Origin of the sequence: Mycobacterium sp. (genome assembly GCF_035603715.1) — a bacterium.
In the GTDB taxonomy this organism is placed as follows: Bacteria; Actinomycetota; Actinomycetes; order Mycobacteriales; family Mycobacteriaceae; genus Mycobacterium.
In genome coordinates, this window is sequence record NZ_DATNJW010000525.1 from 1 (window position 1) to 15,645 (window position 15,645).

15 protein-coding genes and 1 pseudogene are annotated in these 15,645 nt (G+C 66.6%); 1 reads left to right on the forward strand and 15 read right to left on the reverse strand.

All coding sequences use genetic code 11. The annotated features are described in order from the left end of the window. The 3 genes from scpB to VN856_RS21675 form a co-directional block, all read right to left on the reverse strand. The coding region (scpB, locus tag VN856_RS21665) for an SMC-Scp complex subunit ScpB (protein WP_414687020.1) at window positions 1-655 on the reverse strand (655 nt) is incomplete at its 3' end. Then, window positions 604-1,416: a segregation/condensation protein A gene (locus tag VN856_RS21670; protein ID WP_325692779.1), complete on the reverse strand. Its 813-nt coding sequence runs from the start codon at window positions 1,414-1,416 to the stop codon at window positions 604-606. The genes VN856_RS21670 and scpB, both read right to left, overlap by 52 nt. Then, window positions 1,413-2,276, reverse strand: coding sequence for a ParA family protein (locus VN856_RS21675; protein WP_325692783.1), 864 nt, complete (start codon window positions 2,274-2,276; stop codon window positions 1,413-1,415). Before VN856_RS21675 ends, VN856_RS21670 begins: the two co-directional genes overlap by 4 nt. A 428-nt stretch (window positions 2,277-2,704) precedes the next feature. Between VN856_RS21675 and VN856_RS21685 the strand changes: the two genes are divergently transcribed. Beyond that, window positions 2,705-3,451 (forward strand): alpha/beta hydrolase, encoded by a 747-nt coding sequence (locus VN856_RS21685; RefSeq protein WP_325692785.1) that lies wholly within the window; start codon window positions 2,705-2,707, stop codon window positions 3,449-3,451. Between the two features lie 22 nt (window positions 3,452-3,473). On the opposite strand, the gene VN856_RS21690 is transcribed toward VN856_RS21685, so the two are convergent. The 12 genes and pseudogenes from VN856_RS21690 to VN856_RS21745 form a co-directional block, all read right to left on the reverse strand. Next, window positions 3,474-4,856, reverse strand: coding sequence for a 2-polyprenyl-6-methoxyphenol hydroxylase-like oxidoreductase (locus VN856_RS21690; RefSeq protein WP_325692788.1), 1,383 nt, complete (start codon window positions 4,854-4,856; stop codon window positions 3,474-3,476). A gap of 101 nt (window positions 4,857-4,957) precedes the next feature. Continuing rightward, on the reverse strand, window positions 4,958-5,905 hold the full coding sequence (gene xerD / locus VN856_RS21695) for a site-specific tyrosine recombinase XerD (protein ID WP_325692791.1): 948 nt from the start codon (window positions 5,903-5,905) through the stop codon (window positions 4,958-4,960). Beyond that, on the reverse strand, window positions 5,902-6,525 hold the full coding sequence (locus VN856_RS21700) for an NUDIX hydrolase (protein ID WP_325692794.1): 624 nt from the start codon (window positions 6,523-6,525) through the stop codon (window positions 5,902-5,904). The genes xerD and VN856_RS21700 overlap by 4 nt, the downstream gene beginning before the upstream one ends. Then, on the reverse strand, window positions 6,518-8,275 hold the full coding sequence (locus VN856_RS21705; protein ID WP_325692797.1) for a CTP synthase: 1,758 nt from the start codon (window positions 8,273-8,275) through the stop codon (window positions 6,518-6,520). Before VN856_RS21705 ends, VN856_RS21700 begins: the two co-directional genes overlap by 8 nt. Before the next feature lie 136 nt (window positions 8,276-8,411). Then, entirely contained in the window at window positions 8,412-9,353 is a 942-nt protein-coding gene (locus VN856_RS21710) for a copper transporter (protein ID WP_325692800.1), read from the reverse strand. 12 nt (window positions 9,354-9,365) lie between these two features. After that, entirely contained in the window at window positions 9,366-10,559 is a 1,194-nt protein-coding gene (gene steA / locus VN856_RS21715) for a putative cytokinetic ring protein SteA (RefSeq protein ID WP_325692803.1), read from the reverse strand. Between the two features lie 106 nt (window positions 10,560-10,665). After that, window positions 10,666-12,438 (reverse strand): DNA repair protein RecN, encoded by a 1,773-nt coding sequence (gene recN / locus VN856_RS21720; protein WP_325692805.1) that lies wholly within the window; start codon window positions 12,436-12,438, stop codon window positions 10,666-10,668. Between the two features lie 2 nt (window positions 12,439-12,440). Then, window positions 12,441-13,364 (reverse strand): NAD kinase, encoded by a 924-nt coding sequence (locus tag VN856_RS21725; protein WP_325692808.1) that lies wholly within the window; start codon window positions 13,362-13,364, stop codon window positions 12,441-12,443. Continuing rightward, window positions 13,361-14,170, reverse strand: a complete 810-nt coding sequence (locus tag VN856_RS21730) for a TlyA family RNA methyltransferase (RefSeq protein WP_325692811.1) — start codon at window positions 14,168-14,170, stop codon at window positions 13,361-13,363. Before VN856_RS21730 ends, VN856_RS21725 begins: the two co-directional genes overlap by 4 nt. 7 nt (window positions 14,171-14,177) lie before the next feature. Beyond that, window positions 14,178-14,354, reverse strand: a complete 177-nt coding sequence (locus VN856_RS21735; protein ID WP_325692814.1) for a hypothetical protein — start codon at window positions 14,352-14,354, stop codon at window positions 14,178-14,180. A gap of 21 nt (window positions 14,355-14,375) precedes the next feature. Beyond that, window positions 14,376-15,380 (reverse strand): HAD-IIA family hydrolase, encoded by a 1,005-nt coding sequence (locus tag VN856_RS21740; protein WP_325692816.1) that lies wholly within the window; start codon window positions 15,378-15,380, stop codon window positions 14,376-14,378. A gap of 1 nt (window position 15,381) precedes the next feature. Then, a pseudogene (locus tag VN856_RS21745) lies at window positions 15,382-15,645 on the reverse strand (hypothetical protein); the annotation flags it as partial.

Consider the following 15,645-nt stretch of genomic DNA (forward strand, 5'->3'; position numbering starts at 1 on the left):
GTCCGAGGCGTTCCAAGAACAGCTCGGTGGTCGCGAAGGTCACCGCCCCGGTGTCGGCGTCGGTGCCCGCTTCGGTGATCAACCCGCGCGCCAGCAGTGTGCGCATGACCGCGTCGACGTTGACCCCGCGCACCGCGCTCACCCGTGCGCGTGTCACGGGTTGCCGGTAGGCCACCACCGCGAGTGTCTCCAGCGCCGCCCGAGTGAGCTTCGAGCGAGATCCGTCCAGCAGCAAGCGCTCAACGTACGGCGCGAACCGGGCCCGGGTGTACAACCGCCATCCCCCGCCGGCCTCGCGCAGGTCGATGCCGCTGTCTCGTTCGGTGAGCTCATCGGCCATCGCCCGAAGCTTGGCCGCCACCCGGTAGGCCGGCTGCTCGGTGGCCGCGGCCAGCGCCTCGACGGTCACCGGGGTGTCGACCACCAGCAGCAGCGCCTCCAGCACCGCACCGAGCTCGGTGTCCTCGAGCTCCGGTGCCGTCGCGACGTCGATGCCGAGGTTGTCATCGGACAGATCGAATTCTGAGTCCAAATCGGACACGTCGGCGCCCGGGTTCGGGCCGGCTGCGTCGATGTCCAAGTCCTCGTCGGACGATGGCTCGGTCATGAGTATTGGTCCCGCAATTCGTCGCTGGGGGGTTGTTCTCCGGTCCATGAAACCTGGAGCACACCAAGCGGTTCTGACTGGTCAAATGCTACCGTCCGGGACCGATACAGCTCGAGCAGAGCCAGGAAGCGCCCGACAATCTCGATCGACGCCGTGCAGTCGGTGATCAGGTCGGAGAACGATGCCCACTGGCCGATGCCACGCTTTTCCAGCAGCGACATCAGCTGTTTGGCTTGCTCGGGCACCGAGACCATCAGCTCGTGCAGGTGTTCGGTGGCCACCGTCGGCACTGGCCGTGGCGTGAACGCGGTCGCCGCGATCTCCGCGAACCGCGCGGCGTCGACGCCCAACATCACCTCGGGCAGCAGGTCTTCGTAGCGGTCTTCCAGCGACACCGCCCGCGGATAGCTGCGCAGCGCGGCGGCCTCCAACTCGGCGAACATCTGCGCGACGTGCTTGAACGCCCGGTACTGCAGCAGCCGGGCGAAAAGTAGGTCGCGGACTTCCAGCAGCGCCAGATCCTCGGCGTCGTCGACCTGGCCGGACGGCAGCAGCCGCGCAGCCTTGAGGTCGAGCAGCGTCGCTGCCACGACGAGGAACGTGGTGGTCTCGTCAAGTCCCAGCTCGGAGCCGATCGCGCGGGTGTAGGCGATGAAGTCATCGGTGACTTGGTGCAGCGCCACTTCGGTGACATCGAGCCGGTGCGCGAAAATCAGTTGCAGCAGAAGGTCAAACGGCCCCTCGAAATTGGTCAACTTGACCTGGAAGCCGTTGTGGGGTGATGCCTCGCAGGTCGTCCCGCCGTTCACGCGCCGAACCGGTCGATCACCTCGCGGGCCAGCGACCGGTATGCGGCCGCGCCGGCCGATCTCGGTGCCCACGATGTGATCGGTTCGCCGGCGACGCTGGTCTCCGGGAAGCGGACAGTACGGGAGATGACGGTGTCGAACACGAGGTCGCCGAACCGTTCCACCACCCGGGCCATCACCTCGCGGGAGTTCACGGTGCGCGGGTCGTAGCGCGTGATCAAGATGCCGCTGATGTCCAGCTTCGGGTTGAGCCGATCGCGCACCTTCTCGACGGTGTCGGTCAGCAAGGCCAGGCCGCGCAGCGAGAAGAACTCGCATTCGGTCGGGATGATGACGCCGTCCGAGCAGGCCAGGCCGTTGACGGTCAGCAAGCCCAGCGACGGCTGGCAGTCGATCAGGACATAGTCGTAACGGTCCAGCACTGGGTGCAGCGCGCGGGCCAGTGTCTGCTCGCGTCCGACCTCGTTGACCAGCTGGATCTCCGCGGCCGACAGGTCGATGTTGCTCGGAACCAGGTCCAGATTTTTGACGCGGGTGTGCATCAGCACGTTGTCGAGCGACACCCGCGGTTCGACCAGCAGGTTGTGCACCGTGTGTTCCAGCTCGTAATGCGGCACACCGAGGCCGGCCGACAACGCTCCCTGCGGGTCGAGGTCCACCAGCAACACCCGTCGGCCGTATTCGGCCAGGGCGGCGCCAAGGTTGATCGTCGAGGTGGTCTTTCCCACGCCGCCTTTCTGGTTACACATCGCCACGACTTTGGCCGGTCCGTGCGAGGTGCGCGGCTTGGGTTCGGGGATCGCCCGCGGTGGGCGCCCGGTCAGGCCGACTTCGGTGCCGCTGTCGGCGTTGTCAGTCATGCCCGACTGCGGCTCGGCAGCATGGATCGCCTCGGCATGCGCGGCGGTCGGGAAATGGCGGACATCGCAGGAGAGTCTAACGGGTATACGCGCCCGCGCTGTGAGACCCGCAACAACGTAACCAGCGAATTTGGGGACAGCCCGGTTTGAATGCCGAGCGGGCTAGGGTGGGCGTCCCGAAGTACCGCGCATACATGCGACAGCAAGAAGGCACGGTATGGAAAACCGTCGAGCACAAGGCCCACGTGGAGTACCAGAGCTTGATCTCGGATCTGATGTTGGAATCCGAGTACCTGGGCGGCTAACGCGCCTGAGGTCACGGGGTTTGCGGTATTCCGAACGGCGGCAGCCATTTCGGGTGCCCAGGAGACGCGATCAGGTTCTGCGACCGCGCCGCCGCCGTATCCTGCGCGTGCCAGGATGTGTCCATGACGGTGGTATTCGTACACGGCAACCCGGAGACCGCTGCGGTCTGGGACCCTCTCGTCGAGCTACTCGGTCGAGATGATGTGGTCCGGTTGTCCCCGCCCGGGTTCGGTGCCCCACTGCCGGACAGCTGGCCGGCCACTTACCTGGATTACCGGGACTGGTTGGAAGGCGAGCTGACCCGCTTCGCCCGCCCGGTTGACCTGGTCGGCCACGACTGGGGCGGCGGCCACGTGCTGAACGCGATGATGCATCGCCCGGAGCTGGTGCGCAGTTGGGTCAGCGACGTCGTCGGACTATTCGACCCGGATTACGTATGGCATGACCTGGCCCAGGTTTGGCAGACGCCCGGCGAGGGCGAAAAGCTGGTCGACACCATGATGGGCGCGCCGCTGGAAGAACAGGCTCAACGGCTGACGGGGCTCGGCATGACACCGGAGGTCGCCACAAAGCTGGCCGCCGGTGCGGGTGCGGAGATGGGCCGCGCGATTTTGCTGCTGTACCGCTCGGCGCGGCAGCCGGTCATGGCACAGGCCGGCCAGGATTTGGAGAAGGCCGCGGCACGACCCGGGTTGAGCGTGCTTGCGACCGAGGACCATTACGTCGGCTCGGCGGAGATCCGGCGCCGCGCGGCCGAACGCGCGGGCGCCCGCACCGAGGTGCTGGAAGGCCTGGGCCACTGGTGGATGGTGCAGGATCCGGCGCGCAGCGCAGACGTCCTGGCCCGCTTCTGGGACTCGCTCGACTAGCGGGCCGTCCGCGGCCGCACTTTCATCGAGCCAATGCGGTTGCCGGGGTTGCGTGATCGCCTTGTCGGCGGCGCATGTTGACCGCGGCGACGCGGGAGACGAAGTAGGGGTGCATCAGGCGAACCGGCGGGTCGATGAGGTTATTGACCCGGAAGAACTTCTCGACGATCACGGCGTCGGACTCACACGCGGTAAGCACCCAATCAGCAAGTCGGTTTGTCACACGCATTGACAGCGGTCGCCGTCCTTGGACCTCCGGAAAAGCCAGGTCGCTGCCGGCGCCCATCCGCCAAGCCACACCAATCGATTTCGCTGCGGCACGGAAGTAGCGCCGGGCGAGGTTGCGCCGGCCGCGGAGCAGGCAATCCCGCAATGCCATGGCTTCCAGCGCTGCCACCGTCATGCCTTGCCCGTAGATGGGGTCGAAGCTGCAGATCGCGTCGCCGCTCACCAACAGGCCGTCGGGAAACCGTCGCATCTTGTCGTAGCGCCGCCACTGGCTGCACGGCATCCGATGCCGAATCACCTCCCCGATCGGTTCGGCGGCCCGTATTGCCGCCAGCACGTGGGCGGGGGCGTAGTCCTCGGCGAAGGACAGCATGCCGGCCAGATCGCCGGGCGGCTCGTGGCCCACCATCCCGAAGACTGTGAAGATCCACGTGTCATTCTCATAGCCAACCAGAAACATCCCGGTGGGCCGGCCCGGCGCGGCGCCAACCAAGACCATCTGCTCAACAGTGCCGGGCGGAATTCGCAACGGCTGGCTGACGTAGCACGTCCGCATGAATATCTGGTCCTCGACCGGACGGTCGTAGCCAAGGCTTTCCAGAAGGTTCGGTGTGTGGGCTCCGCGACCCATCGCGTCGACGACCAGGTCCGCCGTCAACTCCTGTTCGGTGCCGTTGTCGCGGTTGACCACCCGCACGCCGGTGACGCGGTTCCGATCCGCCGACGACGTCATCTCGGCTGCATCCAGCCCGCTCAGGATCGTCACGTTCGGGACCGCCCGCAGTCGCCGCCGGATATGGCAGTCCAGAAACGGCCGGCTCGGAACATACACCGTCATTGCTTGTCGATCCCGTGCCGTACCGACCCGGACCAGCTGATGTCCGCCGACTGACATCCAGACCTTGGACAGATCCCCGTCATCGAGAACGGGTGCACCGGCAGCGGCCAGCTCGTCGAGAATGCCAGGGAAGAGTTCATCGATGATCTGGCCGCCACGTCTGAGCAGGGCATGAACATGCCGGCCCTGGGGCACCCCCCGCCGATTGGTGGGGTCGTCCGGCAAGACGTCGCGTTCCACCACTGACACGGTCTCGTAGAAATCAGCTAGGACCCTGGCGGCGAGCATCCCGCCCATGCTTGCCCCGAGAACAACCGCGTGCTGACCGAGCTTCGCCATCATCACTCCTGACCGTTACTTCGACTTTGGTCAGTGTGGCGAGCACTTTTGGGGTCGGCTTGAGTAGCCGACTACTTAACTTTCGCGGGTGGAGTGGGCGGCTAACGCGCCCGTGGATGGGCCTCGGCCCAGACTTCGCGTAGCGCGTGCACGGTGACCATGGTGTAGATCTGCGTCGTGGTCACCGATGCGTGTCCCAGCAACTCCTGCACCACGCGGACGTCCGCCCCACCCTCCAACAGGTGTGTCGCAAACGAGTGCCGCAGCGTGTGCGGCGAGACGCCTGCGGTGATACCGGCGCGCTCGGCAGCATCCTGCAGGACTTGCCACGCGCTCTGACGCGACAGCCGGCCGCCGCGGGCATTGAGGAAAATGGCCGGCGTACCGCGCCCGCGACGGGCCAATTCGGATCGCCCGCGGACCGTGTAGGCCTCCAGTGCTTGCACAGCGGGCCGTCCGATCGGAACCAGCCGCTGCTTGCCGCCTTTGCCGTGCAGCAGCACCGACCGAGCGTGTGTGTCGATGTCGTCGACGTCGAGTCCGACTGCTTCCGAGATGCGCGCGCCGGTCGAGTACAGCAGCTCGAGCAGTGCGCGGTTACGCAGTGTCAGTGGGCCGTCGGACGGGCTGTCGCCGCCGGCGCCGGCCAACAGGGCCAGGACCTGATCGAGGCTGAGGCTCTTGGGCAGACGCCGCCCCGGTGTCGGTGGCTTGACGGCCTGAGCGACGTCGAATTGGGCCAAGCCTTCGGCTGCGGCGAACCGGTGCAGACCGCGCACAGCGATCAGGGTTCGGGCCGCCGAGACCGCCGACAAGGGCGAGACGCCGGAATCGGGATCGCCGCGGCGCAAGGCCATCAGGAATTCGCTCACGTCGTCCTCGCTGACCTTGGCCAGGTCGTCGACGCCGCGCACGGTGAGGTGCTCGAAGTAGCGGCGCAAGTCGCGGCGATAGGAGCTCAACGTGTTGGCGGCGACTCCCCGCTCGATCGTCAGATGATCAAGGTATCCCTGCAGCTGGCCCTCCAGCGGTGGCGCCAGCGTCGTCATCGGGCCGCCTTTCGCGCTCTGAACGCCGTGGACCGGTCGGTCCATGGCGCATCCACCGGCCGTGGCTCGGCGATGCCCTCGCTGACTGCATAGGCGGCTAAAACACCGGCAACTGCAAGGGAATTCACGATCTCACCGCGGAAAACCCGCTGCACCGCCTCAGTGAGGGGATACCACTGCATGGTCATATCGGCCTCTTCGTCGTGCGATTCGGGCCGGTCCACCTGGCTCAAGCCGGTGGCCAGATAGACCCGCACCGACTCGTCGCTGAAACCGGGTGCGGAATCCAGATCGACCAACAGCTGCCAGGTCTCCGCCTGAAGGCCGGCCTCCTCGCGAAGCTCCCGGGCGGCGCTCAGATACGGGGCCTCCCCGTCGACGTCGAGTAGTCCGGCGGGCAACTCCCACAGCCGTCGGCCGAAGGGGTGGCGATACTGGTAGACCATCGGGATTCGGCCGTCGTCGTCCATGGCGACGATCGCGACCGCGCCAAAGTTCTCGATGACTTCTCGGGTCGCGATCTTGCCACCGGGCATCCTTACCTGGTCGGCGCGCAACGCGAAAATCGTTCCCACATGCAAGCTTTCGGACGAGGTCGTCTCGAATACGTGTTCACCCACGGGTAACAGGTTCGGGCTCAGACAGCGACGGCTCTGCGCCATCGTGTTGCTCGCTGCCGTTGGCTCGCCGCTCGGGCATCTCCAGGGACAGCCGCTCGCCCGCCTTGTACTCGATTGCCGCGCCGATGAAACCGGTGAACAGCGGATGCGGTCGGGTCGGCCGGCTCTTGAGTTCGGGATGGGCCTGGGTGCCGACGACGAATGAGTGCATCTCCGGCGGATACTCGACGAACTCGACCAAGTGCCCGTCGGGAGACGTCCCGGAGAATTTCAGGCCGCTTTCGGCGATGCGGTCCCGGTAGGCGTTGTTGACCTCATAGCGATGCCGATGCCGCTCGGAAACCTCCGTCGACTGATAGGCCTGGGCGACAATGGAATCCGGCTCCAGCACGGCCGGATATGCTCCCAGCCGCATGGTGCCGCCGAGGTCAGCTTCGCCGGCGACGATCTCTTCCTGATCGGCCATCGTGGAGATCACCGGGTCGGGGGTGTCCGGGTCGAATTCGGCGGAGTTGGCCTCGGTCAGGCCGACGGACCGTGCGGCCTCGATCACGATGCACTGCATGCCCAGGCACAGCCCCAATATGGGCAGCCCGCGGGCCCGTGCATGCGAGATAGCGCCGATCTTGCCCTCGATTCCCCGGATGCCGAAGCCACCGGGGATCAGCACACCGTGGACGTCCTCGAGCACCGAGGCTGCTCCACCCGGCGTCTCGCAGTCATCGGAGCCCACCCAGCGGATCTCCACCTTGGCTCGGTGCTTGAAGCCCGCCGCCCGTAACGCCTCGCTCACCGAGAGATAGGCGTCCGAGAGGTCGACGTACTTGCCCACCAAGGCAATTCGCACAGTCTCCTGCGGATCATGCACTCGGCGCAGCAGGTCGTCCCATTCGGTCCAGTCGACGTCACGGAACGGGAGGTGAAGCCGGCGGACGACGTATGCGTCCAGCTCCTCGCGGTGCAACACCTTCGGGATGTCGTAGATCGAGGGTGCGTCGGGCGTGGAGATGATGCCGTCGATGTCCACGTCGCACATGAGCGCGATCTTGTTCTTCAGCGGCTCAGGCACGTCGCGGTCGCAGCGCAGGATCAACGCGTCCGGGGTGATACCGATGCTGCGCAGCGCGGCGACCGAGTGCTGGGTGGGCTTGGTCTTGAGTTCTCCCGACGGCGCCAGGTACGGGATCAGCGACACGTGCAGGAAGAACACGTTCTCCCGGCCGATGTCGTGGCGAACCTGCCGCGCCGCTTCGAGGAAGGGCTGCGACTCGATATCCCCGACGGTGCCGCCGATCTCGGTGATGACGACGTCGGGACGCCTCCCGTCGGCGTCCGGCTCGGCCATGGCCAAGATGCGGCGCTTGATCTCGTCGGTGATGTGCGGGATGACCTGAACGGTGTCACCGAGGTATTCGCCGCGGCGCTCCTTGGCGATGACCGTCGAATAGACCTGTCCGGTCGTGACATTCGCCGAACCGGACAGATCGCGGTCGAGGAAGCGCTCGTAGTGGCCGACGTCGAGGTCGGTCTCGGCACCGTCCTCGGTGACGAACACCTCGCCGTGCTGGAACGGGTTCATGGTGCCCGGGTCGACGTTGAGGTAGGGATCGAGCTTCTGCATCGTCACCTGCAGCCCGCGGGCGGTCAGCAACTGTCCGAGGCTGCTCGCGGTCAGTCCCTTGCCGAGCGACGAGACGACCCCGCCGCTGACGAAGAGATGCTTGGTGGCGGTCTGCGGATGCTTACGCAATGTGGCGACCTCCGTGAAGACGGCGCAGGGCTAGCCTCTGTTGAGGGCTGTTTTCCAGCTTTGGGCCTGCCGACCCACGGAAACCCACCCTAACAAACACTCAGCGACCTCGTCGCTAACACGCCCGGCGGCGCGGCTACTGAGCGACGGTGAGCCCGGTATTGCGGCGGCCGGTGCCGTACTGGCCGGTCCGACCACCGTTGATCAAGTCGGCGGCGCCGAGCACCGCGGTGACCCGACCGGATTCGGCGTCGAGATCGTCGACAGTGCTGATCACCGGGGTCACCGTGGCGTCGGCGCGGGCCACACCGACCGCGGCAGGACCGTCCGAGGAGCCGTCGCGACCGGCCAGGACCACGCCTGACCCGTGCGGTGCGAGCGCTGCGGAGAACCGGGCCACGCTGACGCCCTGGTTACCGGCGTCGTTGCTCAGCGAGCCGCCGGTGATGACCGCGGCGGCGTTCGCCGCACCGACGTGCTGGTTGCCGTAGCCGATGAAACCGGTGTCGCGCAGTGCTGCCAGCACGGTGTCGCGCTGCGCATCGTCTACCGGTGGGACCGCCGGATCCCGGTTGATCAGCAGCGCAATTCCCAGCAGGTCGCCGGCTTGGGAGCCTTGGTCGACTAATTTGGTGCTCAACTGGGCGCCCGCGGGGAGAACCGACGCGTTGACCACTGAGCGCAGTTTCTCCGCGGAGTTGGCGTCGACGAACTCCTGCGTCAACGACACCGTGCCGGTGACGGCTCCCCCGGCCTGTCCGATGATCTTCGACACCGCGTCGACGTCTTCGTCGTTCGCGTCGGGCGCGCGGAATATCACCATCGACTTTCCGTTCAGCGCGTCATGCACCATCCGGCCCGCCATCTGGGCGTCGAAAGCGTTGGCAGAACCGAGCTTTCCGTTCAGAACGTTCTTCTCGTCGTTGAGCGAGTCGACCTGCTTGTGCAGATTCCGGGTTTCGTCGCGCAATCCGGACGTGATGGTGTTGGAGAGGAGCCCGGAGCCGAGCACCACGCCGACCGCCAGTGCCAGGAACACTGCGGCCAGCGAAATCGCGTGCTGACGTAGAGATATCACGTCGCCACCGTCCTAATGGATGAAGCGCTGGATCCAGATCAAGAAGTGATTCCAGTACTGAGCGATCCAGTGCAACACCACGGTGTCGGTACGCGACACCCACAGCGCGGCGATCACCGAGATCAGCATCGTCAAGACCAGCAACGCGATCGCGCCACCTGAAATCCGGTTGTGGTACAGCGTGGCAACAGCTTTGGCGTCCACGACTTTCTCCCCGACCCGCAACCGGGTGAGGAAGGTCGAGGGGTTGCTGTCCTGACGGGTTCGGTCGAAGAAGGTCTCGATGTTGGCGCGGTGGCCGGCGGTCACCAGCAGCGCGGCACCGTGATGATCGGCCAAGAGCAGCGCCAAGTCAGCCGGTGACCCCGCGGCAGGGAACGTCATCGCCCCGACACCGAGGTCCTGGATGCGTTCCAGGCCTGGCGCGTGGCCGTCGGCGTCGGCGGGCAGCACGACCTGCGCACCGCTCTTGAGGACTTCGGTGCTCAAGTTGCTCGGGTCGCCGACGATGAGTTGTGGGCGGTATCCGGCTTGGCGCAACACATCTGCGCCGGAGCCGACGCCGATCAGGACGGGCTGGTATTCCTTGATGAAGGGCTTGAGGCGCTTGAGGTCGTCAGCGGCGTCGTCCTCGTCGGCGACTACGACGACGTGCCGGCGGCGCAGTTCGATGTCGACGTCGGGAATGCCGATCCCGTCGATCAACAGTGGGCTCTCGCTTCGGATGAACTCAATGGTGTTGCCGGCGAACGCTTCCAGGTGGGCGACCAGCCCACTCTTGGCTTCCTGCATCAGCTCGGCGATTTCTTCGTCGGTCCGCTCGGTGCCGTGGATCAGTCGGCGGTCGCCGGCGTACACGCCACCGTTGTAGAGGCGCACTTTCGAGCCGTCTTTGATCTTCTTGAAAACGTCGGTGCCGGTCTCGTCGATCAAGGTGACACCGTTGGCCAGCAGCACTTCGGGTCCCAGGTTCGGGTAGCGGCCCGACACCGACGGGGATGCGTTGATGACGGCGGCGATCTCGGCGTCGACGAGCGCATCGGCCGTGATCCGGTCCAGGTCCAGGACATCGAGGACGGCGATATCGCCGGGGCACACCCGCCGCAGCAGCCGGTCGATGTCACGGTCGACCCGTGCGGTGCCGACGACGCCTGGCCGCGAGGTGTTGCGGGACAACAATGAGGACAAGGTGGTGGTCACGCTCATGGAGGCGATTCTGTCGGTGAACCCGACTGCCAACGGGGAGGCGCGCCGTAACAAGAGCCTCAGAAGTTATATCTTGTCACATCTGTCACAAGGTCGGATGCAGTATTTAGGTCGCAATCCGGTCACGGTCCGCGGCCTCCAGGAGTTCGCGGGCATGGGCACGCGCTGAATCCGAATCACCTAGCCCGGCCAGCATTCTCGCCAGCTCGGCAACCCGGTCGTCCGCGTCGAGGCGTCGCACCCCGCTGGCGCCGTTTTTCCCGTTGCTATCGACCATGAGGTGTATGTCAGCGTAGGCAGCGACCTGCGGCAGATGCGTCACCACGATGACTTGCCGGTTACGGGCCAACCGGGCCAGTCGCCGACCGATCTGCACCGCCGCCCGGCCTCCGACGCCCGCGTCGACCTCGTCGAACACCATCGTGGTGCCTGTCATCGCCGCCGCCAGTACCACCTCGAGGGCGAGCATCACCCGCGACAGCTCGCCGCCTGACGCGCTCTTGGCCAGCGGTAGCACCGTCATACCGCGGTGCGCGGCGAAACCGAACTCGACCTGGTCGACGCCGTCGCCACCGGCGTGGGCCCGGGTGCCGGAGGCAAGCGTCAGCGCGGCCGGATCGTCGCTACCGGCCGGCATGGTCGACACCTCGATGGTGAATTCGGCATCGGCCATCGCCAAACCCGACAGTTCGGTGGTGACTTGCTTGGCCAGCCGCTTGGCGGCCTGGCTGCGTACCTTGCTGAGTTCGCTTGCCGCATCAGCTAATTGGAGTGCCAATTCGTCGACTCGACGTTGCAGACCGGCCAGCGCCTCTTCGGAAACATCCAGGTGCGCCAGCCGATCTCGCGCCTCGCCCGCCCACTGCAGTACACCGTCGATGTCGGCGGCGTATTTGCGGGTCAGCGTGCGCAGCTGGGCCTGCCGCGCGAGTTTGGTGTCCAACGTGCTGGCGTCAGCGGGCAATTCGCCCAGGTAGCCACCGAGCTCACGCGCGGCGTCGCCGACGACCGTGAGCGCGTCCTCGAGCTGGGTGGCTAACGCACGCAGCGTCGCGTCGTCGGTCGACTGCAGGGCCGTCTTGGCCCGCGCCAAACTGTCCGCTGCCGATACGGGCTGTCCGCTCGGGTCGGCGGAGGCGTCGTCGCCCAGCCCGGACAGGGCGACGCGGGCCCCGGATGCGGCCTCGCGCAGCGCGTCCAGTTCCGAGAGCCGACGGATGTCGGCGATCAGCGCATCGTCCTCACCGGGTGCGGGGTCGATGGTGTCGATCTCGTGCAGTGCGAACTTGAGCCGATCGGCCTCCTGCGCCAATTCGCGGGCCCGATTGCTCCGGTCGACGAAGTCGCGGCGCGCCGACTGCCATGCGTCCCGCAGTTTGCGATAGCGCTCCAGTCGGGTGTCGACATCTGCGAACCGGTCCAGCGCCCCGCGTTGCTCGTCGGGTCGCATCAGCCGCAACTGGTCGTTTTGCCCGTGCAGCGTCAGCAGCTCGGTGGTGAATCCGCTCAGTGATTTGGCAGGCACGCTGCGGCCGCCGAGGTATGCGCGCGACGGTCCTTCGCGGCTGACTGAACGCAACGCGATGATGCTGCCGTCCTCGTCGCGTTCGGCCCCCGAGGCGTCCAGCATCTCGTCGAGCTGCGCCACCGCCTTCTCGTCGAGATCAGCAGTGGTGAACCGCCCTTCGACGACGGCCCGCTCGGCCCCCGAGCGGACCCTGTTGGCGTCGGCGCGGGCCCCGCCGAGCAGGTGCAGGCTGGTGACCACCATGGTCTTGCCGGTACCGGTCTCCCCGGTCAAAACCGTTAGGCCGCGGTCGAATTCGGCTGTCGCGGCGCTGATGGCGCCTAACGATTCGATCCGAATTTCCGATAGCACTGTTACCGTCCGCGCCAGCCGATGACCGGCAGACGGAATTTGCGGACCAGGCGGTCGGTGAACGGCGCGCTGTCCAGCCGGGCCCATTTCACCGATACGTCGCAGCGCTGCACCTCCAACCGCGCGCCGGCGGGCACCCGCATCTCGCGGCGTCCGTCGCAGAACACCAGGGCGTCGTGCCCGTCGGCCTCGATCTCGACCGCGATGCGGGCGTCTGGGCTGGTCACCATCGGCCGAGCGAACAACGCGTGCGCGTTGTTCGGCACCACCAGCAGCGCCTCCAGGTCGGGCCACATGATGGGTCCACCCGCCGAAAATGCGTACGCCGTGGACCCCGTCGGTGTCGACACCAGTACCCCGTCGCACCCGAACGTCGACACCGGGCGCCCATCGACCTCAAGGACGACGCCGAGCACTCCTAGCCGCGGACCTTTTTCCAGGCTTGCCTCGTTGAGCGCCCACCCGCGCGCGACGACCTCGCCCTTGAGTCGCACGGTGATATCCAACGTCAGACGCTCTTCGAGGCGGTAGCTGCGCGCCACCACATGCTCGAGAACGCTGTCGATGGCCTCCGTCTCGGCCTCGGCGAGGAAGCCGATGCGACCCAGGTTCATGCCCAGCACCGGCACGTTCGCGTTGCGCGCAAGCTCGGCGGCTCGCAGGAACGTGCCGTCGCCACCCAGACCGATGACCAGCTCGCAGCCGTCGGCAGCGTCGGGGTCGGCGTCGACGAGCGCGATATCGACGCCCAGCGCGCGCATATCGTCCGGTCCCAGCGGCACCGGTCCGCGATCGACAGCCTCGGCGGACAGCACGCGAAGGCCAATATTGTTGTCACTCAACACTTTCTCGACCCGACGGGCGGTCTCAGTAGCTTCCGCGCGCCCGGTGTGAACAATCAGCAGGACGGTGCGCTCACTCGTCATTGCGGACCCGCCTCAATCGCGACGCGGACCGCACATTCCAGCTCATCAGCAGACAGACCCCGATCGGTTTCGGCGCGCAACCACAGGAAGTATTCAACGTTGCCCGATGGGCCCGGGAGCGGGCTCGGCGTGACCCCGACCGTGTGCCAACCGAGCTCGCCGGCGCGACGCGCGACGGTGAGCACGGCACCCGCCCGTAACTCCGAACTGTGCACCACCCCGCCGGCTCCCACCTGACCCTTACCCACCTCGAACTGCGGCTTCACCATGGGAACGATATCCGCGTCGGGCGAGGCGCATCCAGTCAGAGCGGGCAACACCGTGGTCAGCGAGATGAACGACAGGTCAGCGACGACCGCCTCGACCGGGCCGCCGGTGACGTCGGGCGTGAGCTCTCGCGCATTGGTCCGCTCGACGACCACCACTCGTGGGTCTGATCGAAGCGACCAGGCCAGCTGGCCGTAGCCGACGTCGACGGCGACCACTTCACGGGCCCCGCGATCCAGCAGGACTTCGGTGAATCCGCCCGTCGAGGCGCCCGCGTCCAAGCAGCGTCGACCCTCCACACCGATACCGAAGGCGTCCAGCGCACCGATGAGTTTGTGGGCGCCACGAGACACCCAGCCGCGTTCCGTCTCGCCGATGACTTTCAGCGCGGCGGTCGCCGCAACGGCAGTGCCGGGCTTGACCGCGGGCATCCCGTCGATGCTGACCTTGCCCGCGCCGATCAACTCCGCGGCCTGCTGGCGGGAGCGAGCCAGTCCTCGACGGACCAGCTCGGCATCAACACGGGTGCGCCGGGGCACAGCGGACTCAGGCCTTCTCCGCCGACTCCAGAGCCTGCACCAGCATGTCGTGCGCCTCAGAAAGCCGGCGCGCGAGCTCTTCGAGATCGGCTTCGGTGGGCATCTTCTCGGAGTTCGCCGGATCGGGCAGCTCGGCGAGCAGGGCGTCGATCCGTGCGCGAATCTCTTCTGGGTCGGTACTCATCGCTGTTCTACGCTATCGGATTTAGGTCAGGGACCACCGTTGCAGGGCGTCGCGGGCGCTGTCGTCGCCGGCCTTGATGGTCACGGTTGATCCGTCCAAGCCGCTCGACCACACCGCGTTGGCGACGGCGCGAACAATCGAGAGCCCATCGCCCGCGTCGTCCTCGGCCGCGCTGCTGACCGTTATCGAGGCGTCCCCGGTGTCGATGTGCCACCCCGATTGCGCGGCCACCGCGAGCGCGTCCGCGTTCTCGTGCAGCGACCGGAGGTCGTGACCGATGAATGTCGCGCGCTGTTCGCGGATGGCATGGACCGCGTCGCGCGCGGAATTGACCCCCGTGAGCACCATCAGGCTGGGCAGCCCGGCGGCGTTGGCGCCGGCGATATCGGTGTTCATCCGGTCACCGACTACGAGTGGAGTCTGAAAGTCGCCGCGCGCCAACGCATCGAGCAACAATGTCGGTGCCGGCTTGCCCGCGACCTGCGGCTCGGCGTCGGTCGCTGCTTTCAACGCGGCCACCATGGAACCGTTGCCGGGCAGCAGACCGCGCTCGGTCGGCAGGGTGGCGTCGACATTGGCGGCCACCCATAGCGCGCCGGCCCGAATGGCCAGCGCCGCCTCGGCCAGGATGGCCCACCCGGTTTCCGGAGAGTGGCCTTGGACCACGGCGTCGGGTTTGTCGTCGTAGCTGCGCACCGGCCGCAGGCCGACGGCCGTGATCTCGGCGGCCAGCGACTCGGTGCCGACGACCAGCACCCGTGACCCGGGTTCCAGCTGGTCGGCCAGAACGTGGGCGGCGCTTTGCGCGCTGGTGACGACATCCTCAGCGGTCGCCGGGAGGCCGATGTCGTGCAAATGGCCGGCGACCTGGTCCGCGCTGCGCGATGCATTATTGGTGACGAATAGCTTTCTGCCCGCGGCCTTTTCCAGCGACTCGGCCGCGCCGTCGGTCAGCTCATGACCGCGGAACACCGTCCCGTCCAAGTCGAGTAGCAGGCAATCATATTCCTGCGCAAGCGTTCCCACGTCAGCCGAGCTCGCTCACTCGATCCTCGGCATCGGTGACACCCTCGACGTCGGCCTCGGCGGCGTGCAGAAACCATTGCAACGCTTCGTCTCCGCGATCGAGCGTCAGCAGGGTGTCTGCGTACGCGTAGAACAGCCGGGCAGCGATCGTCCCGGTGCGGGTCGGGTCCAATTGCGGGGTGGACAAGATGTTGAGAGCCTGCTCGAGCTGACCGAGGTCTGCGCGCGCGCCCGCTGTGACGATGCGCATTTCGTCGGCTTCGTC